Genomic DNA, 14,220 nt, shown 5'->3' with positions numbered 1-14,220 from the left:
CTTATTGGTAATATAATATTAGCAATATTCATCTTGCACCATTATAGCCATCTGCTAGGCCCATGGATGACTGTGCCTCCCATTGTGACTTTTACCTATGAAGCCAATCTCTTAACTTTATCAAGTCGCTTTGTCTCATCGTTTAAGTCAGCTAGCTGGACTCAATCAAGTCATATAAACTAAACCTTCGCAGATACACTAACCTGCAGGCTGCATTAGATTCAGGCGCTAACCCCTTGTGAGTCGCCATGGTATGTTAACCACATAATGTACTGACTATCGTGTAAACATCAGATAACAAAAAGCCGCCTGTTAGGCGGCTTTTAAAAGCTAAATAACAATTACGGGCGATAGACCTTCACGTTATTATAGCCTTGCTCTTGCAGATACAACGCCTGCAACTTACTCATTACCCCTCTATCGCAATACAATAGATAGGTTTTATCTTTATCGAGGGCGGCAAACTGAGTGGCCAACTTAAAGAATGGAATGGTTTTAATCTCGACCCCGTCAATCGTTAATGGGCTCTGCTCTTGCTCTTCTGGAGCACGAATGTCGATGACAACTTCGCCACCACCAATTGAGTCAACGGTTTCAGTTGCCGTGATCTTAGTATCCATGCTGGTTGCTATCTCCCTAATATCAATAATTTCGGCATCGGCAATCACCCTATCTAACAGATCGTCAGAAAACTTAGCTTCTTCGGCCTCGATTTTTGATAATACCGCTTTTACCGTAGGTTTTTGTGAAATAACACCGCAGTATTCGGGTATCGACTTGGCGAAATCTTCGGTGCCAATTTGACGACTCAGATTAATAATATCTTGCTTATCCATCACAATAAGTGGGCGTAAAATCAACATATCGGTGCAGCGATCTATCACATTGAGGTTAGTCAAAGTCTGGCTCGATACCTGCCCCATAGCCTCACCAGTCACTAATGCTTGAATACCCATTTTTTCGGCAACCCGAGTCGCAGCGCGCATCATCATCCGCTTAAGGATAACACCCATCTGACCATTATCTATTTTTTCTAAAATCTCGGTCACGACAGGATCAAACGGGACTGAAACGAATTTAACCTTATGAGATTCGCCGTATTTTTGCCATAAGTGGTAAGCAACCTGCTTTACACCGATCTCATGTTGATCGCCGCCAAGATTAAAGAAGCAATAATGGGTTCGCGAGCCACGCTTAATAAACTGGTAACTCGACACACCCGAGTCAAACCCACCAGACAGCAAAGAAAGTACATCTTCTTGGGTAGCCATAGGGAAACCGCCGAGTCCGTCGATACGTTTTTCAACCAGATAAAGGTGCTCTCTATCGATCTCTAAATTAACCGTCATATCGGGGTTTTTCAGCCTAACGCCAGTAGCGTCGGTAAACTGATTTAAACCACCGCCCACGTAGCGTTCAACTTCAATCGAGTTAAACTCATGCTTACCACTGCGCTTGACCCTTACACAAAAGGTTTTTCCCGCAAGTTGATCTTTATATAGGGCTAACGTCTGCTGATAGATATCGTCAACCGACTCAAAGGTACTCTCTTTAACTTGCAGCACATGGGCGATCCCAGGAATACAGGCTAAGCGCTCGGCATATACAGCCACCATTTCAGGCTTATCTGCGGGTACCATAACCATGATTTTATCCCACTGGCGCTGGACTTTTGCGTCCTCATCGACCTTGCGCAGCACATTACGAATATTAGTTTCAAGCATCTTGGTAAAACGCATTCTTACCGGTTTGCTTTTCATCATGATTTCAGGAAACAGTTTTACGATAAATTTCATGGAAGTTCCGAGGGGGATAAATTTAGACAGCAATTTAGCCATTATATCAAGCTCACTGCACAAATGCCTATTGTGCAGCGCTAAAAGATCATAATTTTAAACGGGCACACAGCAAACGGGCCCCAAATAGTGACCCGTTATGGACAATTATGATATAAGTCAGCGGTTATGGCCCGACCTTGATCTCATCGGTTTCCTTTGCCTTGCCTTGCTCAATGGCAATTTCGACACGTCGATTGCGTGTACGATGTTCGGCAGAGTCGTTAGCCACCAGAGGCTCTGAGCTGGCCATACCGACCACTTTCATCCGTTGTGGTTTAAAGCCGTCCACTTTAATTAACTCATGGGCGACAGCCACCGCACGCTTACTGGAGAGATCCCAGTTAGAACTATAGAGTTCATTATTGATTTTTATATCATCGGTATGCCCCGATACCGTCACCACACCCGGCACATCTTTGAGTAGTTCGCCAACACGGCGCACTACTGGTTTAAATCTCGGCTGTAAGAAACCAGAGCCAGATGCAAAGGCGCCTTTTTCACGAATGCGGATGATGATCTGCTGCCCTAGAGACTCAATTTCAATCGCCCCATCAACAATCTCTTTATTGAGGGCTTGAGCCATTTTCTTTACTTGGTCGTTAATCTGATCTTGTGAAGAGGCTTGTTGCTGCGACTGAGCTTCGGCTTCCGCCTGCTCTTGTGCCGTCGACGAAGCATCGCCACCGCGCTGAGCCCCTTGTTGCTGCTGTATGCCACCAGCGCTGTCATCTTCACCCGCCTGCACTTCAATCGTCTGCTCTGTCATCTCATTGGTTTGCTGATTAATGATTTCAATAGGTGTGGGCTCGGGTTTGCCAGGACGAAACTCTAGCGCAATAACAGACGTGCCCTTAGGGATATCTTTAACTTCAACCTTATTTTGCACCCCGAAGGCGTATTTCATTGAGCCGGCGATCTGCTTAAACTTCATGACATCCATTTCGGAAAACGCCAGCAGCAGCACGAAAAAGCACATCAACAGCGACATCAAGTCTGCAAAGGTCGCCAACCACTTAGGTGCCCCCGCAGGCGGACAATCGCATTTGACTTTCTTAGCCATACGGCTATTCCCCGTCCGTGGTATCGATTGTGCGCTGCTTCTCTGATAAATAGTTTTTCAAGAAACCTTCTATCACCCTCGGGTTTTGACCATCTTGGATAGCCAATACCGCGTCCATGATCAAGTTACGATTGAGCATCTCTTCACTCATACGCAGGGTCAATTTATCGGCAATCGGAATAGCGATCATATTGGCAATGATGGCGCCATATAAGGTGGTCAGCAAGGCGACGGCCATCGCAGGCCCGATAGACTTAGGGTCATCCATGTTAGACAACATGGCCACCAAGCCGATTAAGGTACCGATCATCCCCATAGCAGGGGCAACATCACCTAAGGATTGAAAAATACCAATGCCGGTTTTATGGCGGTCCTCTGTGAGCGAAATATCTTTTTCCAGTGCTTCACGCACCACCTCACCATCGTGACCATCGACCAACATGTCGACCGCTTTTTGCATAAAACTATTACTGATTTCAGCCTCTTCTAGCGCTAAAAAACCGCCCTTACGCGCCGCATCTGCCATAGTAACCGACTGTTCAATCAACTCATCGGGTTTATCGATTTTAAAGATAAAGGCTTTGGCGGCAATTTTTACTGCACCTAAAAACTGCTTTAAGTTGTACTTCATCATGACCACAAACAGCGAGCCTATCATCACAATCAGTACCGAGGGCACATCAATATAAATTGCTATGCCACCACTGGTGAACATGGCACCGATAATAAAAGCAAACGCACCAATTAGGCCTATCAGTGTCGCTAAATCCACAACTCTTCCTTATCTATAAAATAGGCTGTCTCTAACTTGCTCGCTCAAGCAACGCGACCAAGTTAATCAGCTCGATAAACGCAAAAAATGGGGCCTGTTGATGGTCACCCCATATATCCCTAACACAAATAATTATACGGTCTATGTTTGCCAGATAAAGCCATTATCGGCCACAGACCACCTTAACGGCTTCGCGCACTTTAGGGTATAATCGTCGACAAAATTGAGTCTTAATCTATTACCATTATCGGACAGCTTACACGCAAGTTTAGTTATAAATTCAATTTTTTATAAAAAAACCTCTTTAAAGCGTGCTGTTGCACAAATATACGGCAGCGTAATTTGACCCTTAAGGTTGACTGAGATACTTTGTCTGTCGCTAATTTCTTGGGAAAATCACTGTGGCTAAAAAACCTGAAAACCTCACTTTTGAAGAATCCTTATCCGAGTTAGAACGGATTGTCGGCGACTTAGAGCAAGGTGATGTATCGCTCGATGACGCATTAAAACAATTTGAGCGCGGTATCAACCTAGTCAGAAACAGCCAAGCAAAGTTAGAGCAGGCACAACAAAAAGTGACTATTCTAACCCAAGAGCACGACCAACCCAGTTTGCATCCCTATATTGCCGAGGGCGAATAATTGCTAGCCGATGCGATAACCCAATATCAGCAGCGAGTCGATGACCAGCTGCGCCACTTTATCCATGCTCAAGATGATACCGAGCCGAAACTCAAAGCCGCGATGGCGCATGGCGCATTACTGGGGGGCAAACGTATTCGGCCCTTCCTAGTGTACGCTGTAGGCGACATGCTTAATGTCCCCTTGAAGCAACTCGACGCCTGCGCCGCCGCCATCGAATGCATCCATGCCTACTCACTTATTCACGACGATTTACCCGCCATGGACGACGACGCCTTGCGCCGCGGTCAACCCACAGTGCATATCGCCTTCGATGAAGCCACCGCGATTTTAGCCGGTGATGCTTTGCAGACCCTAGCTTTTGAAATTATTAGCCAAGAGCAGCCAGATTTACAACCAAGCCAACAGTTGGCCATGGTACGCTCGCTAGCCAAGGCTTCTGGCTATCATGGGATGTGTGGCGGTCAATCGATGGATCTTAATGCCACCGATAAACAGATAGACTTAACCACATTAAAACGCTTACATCGCCTTAAAACTGGCGCCCTAATTCGCTGCGCAGTGGAATTACCTATCATTGCCGCAGCCATCACAGATAACGAGCGCGATCTACTGTTAGAATTTGCCGACGCAGTGGGTTTAGCCTTTCAAGTTCAAGACGATGTGCTCGATATTATCGCCAGCACCGAAGAGCTTGGAAAGCCACAAGGGTCTGACTGCGAGTCCAATAAGAGCACCTACCCTAAATTGCTGGGCTTGCCTGGTGCACAAGCAACCGCTAAAAGTTTGATCGATGATGCCCTATCAGCGCTGGCTAAATTACCATACAATAGCCAGTTAATTGCCGAATTCGCCCGTTTTATCATTGAGCGAAGAGTATAATAAAGAGCCAAAGAATCTCGCTATGAGTTTGGATATAACGAAATACCCTGTGTTAGCACAGGCCAACACCCCTGATGAGCTGAGACAGTTGCCACAGGGCGTGCTCCCAAAACTTGCTGATGAACTCAGAAGTTTTTTGCTGCAATCGGTAGGCATTTCGAGTGGCCACTTTGCCTCAGGGCTCGGCACAGTCGAACTCACCGTTGCCTTGCACTATGTCTATAACACGCCATTCGATAGACTCGTTTGGGATGTGGGGCATCAAGCCTATCCACATAAAATTTTAACCGGGCGCCGCGATAAGATGCATACCATACGTCAAAAGGGCGGCATACACCCCTTCCCTTGGCGTGAAGAAAGTGAATATGACACCTTTAGTGTGGGTCACTCAGGTACCTCTATCAGTGCAGCTCTGGCCATGGCCGTGGCTGCAGAGAAAGAGCAAGCAGGGCGAAAAGTGGTCGCTGTGATTGGCGATGGCGCGATGACTGGCGGCATGGTGTTTGAGGCGATGAACCACGCTGGAGACCTGCATAACGACATGTTAGTCGTGCTTAATGATAACGAGATGTCGATTTCAGAAAACGTCGGCGCACTCAATAATCATCTAGCCCAACTGATGTCTGGCCGCTTATATACCACCATCCGTGAAAGCAGTAAAAAAGTGCTCAAAGGGATGCCTGTTATCAAAGAGATGGCTAAGCGCACCGAAGAGCACCTTAAAGGTATGGTCGTACCTGGTACCATGTTTGAAGAGCTGGGCTTTAACTATATTGGCCCTATCGACGGTCACGATGTCGATGCCTTAGTCGAAACCATGCGAAACATGCGTAACCTATCGGGACCGCAGATTTTACATATCATGACCAAGAAAGGTCGTGGTTATGAACCGGCAGAAAAAGATCCCATAGGCTGGCATGCAGTGCCTAAGTTTGATCCGTCAACCTTTGCCAAGCCGGCCGCAAAACCTTCAAATCCTAGCTTTTCTCAAATATTTGGCCGCTGGCTGTGTGATATGGCAGCAAAGGATGACAAAGTCTTGGGGATCACCCCCGCCATGCGCGAAGGTTCAGGCATGGTTGAGTTTTCTCAGCGTTTCCCGGGGCAATATTTCGATGCCGCGATTGCTGAGCAACACGCAGTGACATTAGCCGCAGGCTTTGCTTGTGAAGGGTATAAGCCCGTTGTGGCCATCTATTCGACCTTCTTGCAACGCGGGTATGATCAATTAATTCATGACGTGGCGCTGCAAAAGTTACCGGTGATCTTTGCTATCGACCGCGGCGGTATTGTTGGCGCAGATGGCCCGACCCATCAGGGCGCATTTGACTTAAGCTTTATGCGCACGGTTCCTAATATGGTGATCATGGCGCCATCTGACGAAAATGAATGCCGGCAAATGCTCTATACAGGCTACTGTTATAACGATGGCCCAACGGCCATCCGTTACCCTAGAGGAAGTGCCACTGGCGAACCACAAGTTGACACCATGACGGCTATGGAAATTGGTAAGGGGTTGATTAAGCGTCAAGGCCAAAAAATTGCCATCCTTAACTTCGGCACCACCTTGGCTGCGGCAGATTATGCGGCCCAGGCCTTAGATGCCACACTGGCTGACATGCGTTTTGTTAAGCCATTAGATGCTGAACTGGTTAAGCAATTAGCCACCAGCCACGACCTGTTAGTGACAGTGGAAGAAAATGCCATTATGGGCGGCGCAGGTTCTGGCGTATTGGAACTACTGCAACAACTGAAATTGCCCATGCCAGTGCTTAATATCGGTTTGCCCGATGAGTTTATTAAACACGGTGAGTCGGCGGAGATTTTGGCAGAGTTGAAACTCGATGGCGAAGGGATTTTACATCAAATCAACGCCTATATCGGTGCGTGATCAGTCAGTATATCTAGTCAAATAGTGACAAAAAAATAGGCCTCAACTTGAGGCCTATTTTTATAATAACGTCTTTTTATACTAACGACATCGAATACCTATTAGGCTTGGGTATCGATTGAGCCAGTATCGGCCGAATCGCCACCTTGCGACACCATTACCATAGCAGGGCGCAGCAGGCGGTCGTTAAGGATGTAACCTTTTTGCATGACCATCATAACGGTATTTGCCGGAAACTCATCACTTGGCTGCATGCCAATAGCTTGATGATGATCAGGGTTAAAGGCTTCACCTTGTGGGTTCAATGGTGATAGACCAAACTTTTCAACCGCTGTAGTAAAGCTCTTAAGCGTCAGCTCAACCCCTTCATAAATCGCCTTGGTGGTCTCATCTTCTACATTGGTTCCTTGAAGCGCTCGCTCCATGTTATCAATAACAGGTAAAAGTTCATTGGCAAACTTTTCGAGGGCGAACTTGTGGGCCTTTTCCACATCCATGGCAGCACGACGACGGACATTATCCACTTCTGCAGCGGCGCGGATCACAGAATCTTTCTGCTCCTCGACTTTCGCTTCCGCAGCGGCGAGTGCCTGTTCAAGCTCTTCTATACGAAAATTAGCTTGGGTTAGCTCATCCATCAAATTGGCCGCATCTTCAACCACTTCGGTGTCGACTTCTGGCGCGATATTTTGATCAATCTGTGGCTCTTGTGCTTTATTTGATTCGTTGCTCATTGTTACTCCAGCTAAAAATGCTTTGTTTCTGCATGCTCTGGGCATATTATGGGGATCAAATTTGAGGTTTCAAGCCCTAAGGCATGGATCAAAGACAAATATGAGTAAAGCGTTCCACACAATCGGCTTAATTGGCAAACCCCATCACCTTGGGACACATAATACTCTAAAACAACTGCATCATTGGTTAACCCAACAAGGCTATGATGTTTATGTTGAAGAGCGAGTTTCCGCTGAAATTGGCCCCCATGTCAAATCGGTCGATTTACTGCAAATAGGTGAATACTGCGATTTGGCTATCGTCGTCGGCGGTGATGGTAATATGTTAGGTGCGGCGCGCGTACTAGCCCGTTTTGATATTGGCGTTATCGGCGTCAACCGCGGTAATTTGGGCTTCTTAACCGATCTGCCTCCCGAAGGATTTGAACCCGCATTAACTAAAGTGCTCGAAGGCAATTACGAAACTGAATACCGCTTCTTACTCGAATCGGAAGTCCATCGTCATGGCAGCGTAAAAGCCAGTAATACCGCTGTTAATGAAACGGTGCTCCATCCAGGTAAAATTGCGCATATGATTGAGTTTGAAGTCTATATTGACGGCAACTTTATGTATAGTCAGCGCGCCGATGGCATGATTGTTTCCACCCCAACGGGCTCTACAGCCTATTCACTTTCTGCCGGGGGAGCCATTTTAACCCCCAACCTTGAGGCGCTCATTTTAGTGCCGATGTTTCCACACACTTTGTCTTGCCGGCCGATAGTGGTCGATGCCTGTAGCACCATTAAACTAGTGGTGTCACCCGATAATGATGATGCCTTAGAGGTCAGCTGTGATGGTCATGTCACTTTAGCGGTACTGCCAGGCGATGAAATTATTATCCGCCGCAGCAAAGAGCGCTTACATTTAATCCATCCTACGGGATATAACTACTTTAACGTACTAAGAAGTAAACTCGGTTGGGGCAGTAAATTGTTTTAACTAATGACCACACTTATAGCTACGGGTAATAACGCCACTTACCCCAGAATCACCCAAGCGAATGACAACAGGCAATTTACCTATTTTTATATAACTCAAATAGGTCACATGCCATCGGTTCAAATTTTGTGACACTCAAAAATAAGCCCTCGCATTACAAGAGGGCTTATTAATTAATAACTTACCATTCGATGGCTTAATCGCCAAAAAGGCAGACTAGCTGTTAACCTTGTACCTCAAACAGTAATCGCACTCTGGTCTGCGCCGCAACGGGCTTACCATCGACAAACTTAGGCGCATAGCGCCACTGCTTTATCGCCTTTAGCGACTCTTTTATAAATAAAGGCCCCCCTTCAGAGGCTAGGGTCACAGGATCTTGCACAAACCCTTGTTCATCGACAGTAAATTCAATCTCCGACCATCCTTCGCGTCCAGCACGGATATAGGACATAGGATAGTTAGGCGACGAACGAAACAGCGGTGTTTGTTCTTGTTGTTCATCCCAAGGCGTCATACTGCCAATCGCAATACAGTGGGCTGTGGCCTGCTCGCTCTCGCCCTCATGCTCATATAGCTCGACTAAACGTGCATGGGCTGACAGCTTATAGGGATGACTAAAATCGAGCACAGCAAACTGCTTGACCACCTCTTCTAGATGGGGAATTGCATCACTGTAGCGCTTTTCACTCGCCTTTATTACGCCAACGTAATAAGTTGCCGTTATCCGGCGGATATCATTATTAGGCAGCTGCTGATAGATCTCATAGGCATCTAATACATCACTGCGAATATCACGACCGTAATATTCCGTCGACACCAACGCCTTAAAAGCCAATAACTTGACCTCGGCGGTAAGTAACAGGTTATCGCTTGTCTGTGCAATGGAGATAGCTTCTTTAAACAGCGACTTTTGCTCTTTAGACGCCGACATGGTTTGCGCAGCGCCCAGTAGTGGGTCGATAAGCTCGATGGCTTCAGCCCCAAAATGGCCGCGATAGCGTGCTAAAACCTGCAAAAACTGTTGCTGCGCGGCCTCAAGATCGCCTTTGGCCTGCAGGGATGTTGCCCAGTTCAATTGCAGGTGAGCAATGTCGATAGCGCCAGGTTCAAAATACCCCTGACCGAGCAGATAGGTTTGCTCTGCATACTGCTCAGCAGCTTGGCTATCTTTAACTTTAACGGCATGTTGATAAGCGGCATAACTGTCGCTAAAAGGAGAGGCGCTAAGCGATGCAGAATTGATTAACAGTACTGCATTTAGCGCCAAAAGCGGTAATTTTAAAACCATATAAACAAATATCCTTATTTGTGAAACTAAACTAACGCAGCTTTTCCCTGCTTTATATTAGGTAAACTCGACTCATGTTAAACAAGCATTTCACTGGTTAACAGCTATCCTAACAGTCTACCCAGTTATTGCAAACTCTTGTAAAGTAAGCTTAATCGCCTGACCATCCATAAGGTCAGTAAGGCGCTGCAACACGCCAAAGAGATCCACACGCCTGTCACCCCAAACGCCCAAGCAAACAGATAAATAATAGCGGCAATTAAAATTAACTTACTGCCCGTTAGCATGGCCGCGTCTTTAGGGCGATTGATCGCCTGGAAAAATGCCGCGCCAGTAAGAATAACGCCTTCAAAAGGCAGTCCCCAAAAATAGAGGCGCATCCCTTCGATAGCCACAGGCGTTAACTCGGCATTATCGCCGGCAAAAATATACACCAAATATTTCGGCAGCAGATAGATAAACAATAAACCGATGGCCGCTGTGATTAAGGTCATCAAAGTAGCAATTTTAAACGTCTGGAACACCCTGTCGAACCGGTTGGCTCCCGCATTAAAACTGAAAATGGGTTGCGTGCCGAGCGCTATTCCCTCAAAAATCAAATAAAACAATGCCTCGGTGTAGCTGACCACACCGTAAGCGGCAACATGTATTGGCCCACCCACCCATAAAAACGCCATATTATGTAGCGTTAACACAATAGAGAGATACAGGTTCATTAAAAAGCTGGGAAAACCCACTTTTACAATGTTGAGGCAGTGATCTAGGGTCAGCTTCATCTGCTCGATATTGATACCGAGGCGCGTTTTTGCCGTAAAAAAATGTTGTAAACAAGCCAAGCCTGTCACTGCTTGACAGATCATAGTGGCAATGGCGGCACCTGCTAGCCCGAAAGGAAACACCACAATAAACAGCCAATCGAGTAGCGCATTAAGGCAACCGCTGATGATCAATATCCAAGTTACAAAACCTGGGCGACCATCGTTTCTTAACAGCGCTGCAAACGCGATGGCCAAAATAGGAAACACACCTAAGGCAAAATACCAAAACAGGTATTCATCGGCGCTGCGTAGCACTTCTCCCTCGGCGCCCAACCAAATTAAGATATCGCGACTAAAAAATGTGCCCACCAGCGCAAATAAAACGCCGGTAATTAAACAGAGGGTAAAGGTGTTACCGAGTATTTTTCGCGCTCGCGCCGGATCATTGCGCCCCAAATTGATAGACACCAATGAGGCGCCGCCCATCCCCAACAGCGCACCGACCGCATACAAAATGGCCCCAACCGGGTACGCCAGCATCATTCCGGCCAAGCCGACTTCGCCCAGATAATGGCCAATAAACATGCCGTCTATCACCATATACACCCCAGTCACTAACATAGATAAGATCGTGGGAATGGTATAACGCCATACTAATGTTGGGATTGGGTCTGTTGCTAACGATTGATCATGTGGTACGTCTTGCATAGTCAGTTATCTATCTGCTCAGTAAAAAAGACAAAGAAATCCTGTTAACCATTCACTGTAACGCGGACCTAGCCGCTACCTTGCCGACAAGGATTGGCTACTATGATTGATAATCATAGGCGCTACGTCGTTAAACGGCGTAGCGCTTGGCAAGCGACAGCAGTTGCTGCTCGGTTGTGGATATAGTGATTGGTTGGCGAGAAATCAACTCAATACGAGAATCCAACGCATCATCAAGCTCAACAACCTGCAGCTGCTTATCGACGTAATTAAGGGCGGCAATACCTTCATCGCAAATTAACAAGGCTTTTAAACGCAGGTAGTCCTGATGCTTTACCCAGGCGACAATGGCTTCAAAATCAAATTCATAATGGCAATCAAATACCCAGCCAGCACTGTATATCCCCTCATGCTGATTATCATTGCGATAGATGCCAAGCTGATCAAACTCCGCCAACGGCGATGTTTGTGGCTCCATGGTGGACGACTCGAATAAAGGGCTTAGCGGTATTGAAGCTGAAAAGAGGGACGAATTAGAGCCAAGAGATGGGCCACTGCGGACTGATGAACTGACCTGCGCGTTAGGAAGGCGCTGAGCACTATCTAACACCTGCTCCGCTAACCGATTAAATAACGCCGGAGTTTGGCTCTCTTGCTCGCGGGTTAAATTGATTGATTGCACTGGCGCGCTAATAGAGTGCTGGGCGAGAAAGGTGTGCAACTGTGCCAAATCATCCTCTGCCGCTAAATCACCTTTGGTGACAAAGATCTGATCGGCAATGGCTAACTGCTGCTTAAAAATATCGCTTTTTCGATAGCGGTTATCGCTCACCTTGCGTGCATCCACTAAGCAGATAGTGCTTTTTAAGGCGATAACCTGTCGAAAATGCGGCTGACTTAGGGTGTCTATAATTGCTTTAGGGTGCCCTAATCCTGTGGGCTCAATCAATAATCGGTCGGGCTTAGCTTGTGCAAGCAACTGATTAACCGCCACCTGAGTGGGCACGCCTGCGGCGCAGCAAATACAGCCGCCGGCGACCTCTTTTATTTGCACCTTACCCGATTGTTTACCGATAAAACTGGCATCAATACCGATCTCACCGAACTCATTAATTAACACAGCCCATACTTGATTAGCGGGCTTATTCGCTAATAAATATTGAATGAGCGTAGTCTTACCCACGCCTAAAAAACCGGTGATCACATTGGTTGCGACAGGCTGAGTTATGATCGGTTTGCGCATCTTGTTCTCGCTATAGTTACATTACGGTCCGGCTCATCAGCTTGGCTAACCTTTACGCTAGATAACGCTTATCTGTGCCAGTTGACTCTAATGATATCGCTTTAGCCCCATTATGACTCAGTAACGATAGCCCCAAGTTCATTACACCTTGCGCGACTTATTCGCCCGTCGGCTAGCATAACTATGATGCTGACTGTCTCGTGCTGAAGGGCGCTTCGCTCGCTTGGGTTTATGTGATGGGCTGGTCGTTTCCAGTTGCAACTCACGGTAACGGGCAGGTAATGGCGCCCCTATCTCATATCCAGGCACTATGTGTCTTGGCAAGGTTTGTCCAATTAAGGCTTCAATTTCTTGCAGCATTTTTTCATCATTCAATGCCACAAATGAGATGGCATGGCCGGCTAACCCCGCGCGGCCGGTGCGGCCAATACGATGCACATAATCTTCAGCATCCAGCGGCAATTCAAGGTTAATCACCAGTGGTAACGCCGCGATATCCAGTCCTCTGGCGGCAACATCGGTCGCTACCATCACTCTGAGTTCACCCGATTTAAACTGCTCCAGCGCCCGATTGCGCGCGCCTTGGGTCTTGTCACCATGGAATACGGCATTTTTTATACCGTCTAGTTTTAGCTCTTTGTGCAGCGACTCTGCACTCTCTTTACTGCTAACAAAGACCAATACCTGTTGCCAATTATTACGCCCGATCAGCTCAGCCAATAGCTCGGCTTTACGGCGCTTATCGACCGGATACACCTCCTGCTTTATATTGGCTGCGGTGGTATTTTGCGTCACATTAATCCACTCGGGATCATCTAGCATCTTAGTGGCTAGCACCTTAATCGCCTTGCTAAAGGTCGCCGAAAACAGCTGAGTCGAATGGCGCGGGGCGATAAGGTTTTTGACTCGCTCAATGTCTTTAACAAAGCCTAAATCCAACATACGGTCGGCTTCATCGATAACCAGCTGCTCGACCGACGACAGATCCAAGCCATGCTGGCCGATAAGGTCAAATAAACGCCCTGGAGTGGCAATTAAAATATCGACGCCCTTTGCCAGTGCCTTACGCTGAGGGTTAATATTAGCGCCACCGTAAACCGCCAGTGACGTTAATGGCGTCAACTGACTGTACTTGGCAATACTCTCGCCCACTTGTATCGCTAATTCACGGGTTGGTGTTAGCACCAGCACACTGAGCTGGCCTAATGGCCTGTCGCTCTCAAGCAGCTTATGTAGGAAAGGCAGGCTGAAGGCCGCTGTTTTACCCGTGCCCGTTTCGGCGCAGGCCATCACATCTCGGCCTTGCAATGCAATCGGAATCACCTTGGCCTGCACTTGGGTTAATTGCTGATAACCGCATAGCGCTGTCGCTTGGATAAGCAGAGGATGCAAAGGGAGTGAATCAAAATTCATAATGGGCTCGATG

The 14,220-nt window shown here is 47.2% G+C and carries 12 protein-coding genes; 4 read left to right on the top strand and 8 right to left on the bottom strand.

The window, feature by feature from the left end:
* Positions 1 to 341: 341 nt before the first annotated feature.
* The 3 genes from thiI to pomA form a co-directional block, all read right to left on the bottom strand.
* Entirely contained in the window at positions 342 to 1,796 is a 1,455-nt protein-coding gene (gene thiI / locus AC5YB1_RS07040; RefSeq protein WP_494521249.1) for a tRNA uracil 4-sulfurtransferase ThiI, read from the bottom strand.
* Between the two features lie 166 nt (positions 1,797 to 1,962).
* Positions 1,963 to 2,898 (bottom strand): flagellar motor protein MotB, encoded by a 936-nt coding sequence (locus tag AC5YB1_RS07035; RefSeq protein ID WP_494521248.1) that lies wholly within the window; start codon positions 2,896 to 2,898, stop codon positions 1,963 to 1,965.
* Between the two features lie 4 nt (positions 2,899 to 2,902).
* Entirely contained in the window at positions 2,903 to 3,670 is a 768-nt protein-coding gene (gene pomA, locus AC5YB1_RS07030; RefSeq protein WP_494521247.1) for a flagellar motor protein PomA, read from the bottom strand.
* A gap of 401 nt (positions 3,671 to 4,071) precedes the next feature.
* Between pomA and xseB the strand changes: the two genes are divergently transcribed.
* The 3 genes from xseB to dxs are packed head-to-tail and all read left to right on the top strand — an operon-like array spanning position 4,072 to position 7,084.
* Positions 4,072 to 4,311, top strand: coding sequence for an exodeoxyribonuclease VII small subunit (xseB, locus tag AC5YB1_RS07025; RefSeq protein ID WP_494521246.1), 240 nt, complete (start codon positions 4,072 to 4,074; stop codon positions 4,309 to 4,311).
* Complete coding sequence (gene ispA / locus AC5YB1_RS07020; protein ID WP_494521245.1) at positions 4,312 to 5,193, top strand: (2E,6E)-farnesyl diphosphate synthase; 882 nt, start codon at positions 4,312 to 4,314, stop codon at positions 5,191 to 5,193.
* Positions 5,194 to 5,215: 22 nt separating this feature from the next.
* On the top strand, positions 5,216 to 7,084 hold the full coding sequence (dxs, locus tag AC5YB1_RS07015) for a 1-deoxy-D-xylulose-5-phosphate synthase (protein WP_494521244.1): 1,869 nt from the start codon (positions 5,216 to 5,218) through the stop codon (positions 7,082 to 7,084).
* Between the two features lie 101 nt (positions 7,085 to 7,185).
* On the opposite strand, the gene grpE is transcribed toward dxs, so the two are convergent.
* Entirely contained in the window at positions 7,186 to 7,818 is a 633-nt protein-coding gene (gene grpE, locus AC5YB1_RS07010; protein WP_494521243.1) for a nucleotide exchange factor GrpE, read from the bottom strand.
* A gap of 100 nt (positions 7,819 to 7,918) precedes the next feature.
* Between grpE and nadK the strand changes: the two genes are divergently transcribed.
* On the top strand, positions 7,919 to 8,797 hold the full coding sequence (gene nadK / locus AC5YB1_RS07005) for an NAD(+) kinase (RefSeq protein WP_494521242.1): 879 nt from the start codon (positions 7,919 to 7,921) through the stop codon (positions 8,795 to 8,797).
* A gap of 223 nt (positions 8,798 to 9,020) precedes the next feature.
* Here nadK and AC5YB1_RS07000 read toward each other — a convergent pair whose 3' ends face one another.
* The 4 genes from AC5YB1_RS07000 to AC5YB1_RS06985 all read right to left on the bottom strand — a co-directional run bounded on the left by AC5YB1_RS07000 (position 9,021) and on the right by AC5YB1_RS06985 (position 14,207).
* Positions 9,021 to 10,085, bottom strand: a complete 1,065-nt coding sequence (locus AC5YB1_RS07000; protein WP_494521241.1) for a TonB family protein — start codon at positions 10,083 to 10,085, stop codon at positions 9,021 to 9,023.
* Positions 10,086 to 10,210: 125 nt separating this feature from the next.
* On the bottom strand, positions 10,211 to 11,551 hold the full coding sequence (locus AC5YB1_RS06995) for an MATE family efflux transporter (protein WP_494521240.1): 1,341 nt from the start codon (positions 11,549 to 11,551) through the stop codon (positions 10,211 to 10,213).
* A 130-nt stretch (positions 11,552 to 11,681) separates the two neighbouring features.
* Complete coding sequence (locus tag AC5YB1_RS06990; RefSeq protein ID WP_494521239.1) at positions 11,682 to 12,794, bottom strand: CobW family GTP-binding protein; 1,113 nt, start codon at positions 12,792 to 12,794, stop codon at positions 11,682 to 11,684.
* 141 nt (positions 12,795 to 12,935) lie between these two features.
* Positions 12,936 to 14,207 carry a DEAD/DEAH box helicase gene (locus tag AC5YB1_RS06985; protein WP_494521238.1) on the bottom strand — a complete coding sequence of 424 codons (1,272 nt, stop codon included), beginning with the start codon at positions 14,205 to 14,207 and terminating at the stop codon, positions 12,936 to 12,938.
* Positions 14,208 to 14,220 lie beyond the last annotated feature (13 nt).

The organism is Shewanella sp. 433 (assembly GCF_059338565.1).
This window is presented reverse-complemented; position numbering and strand designations above follow the sequence as displayed.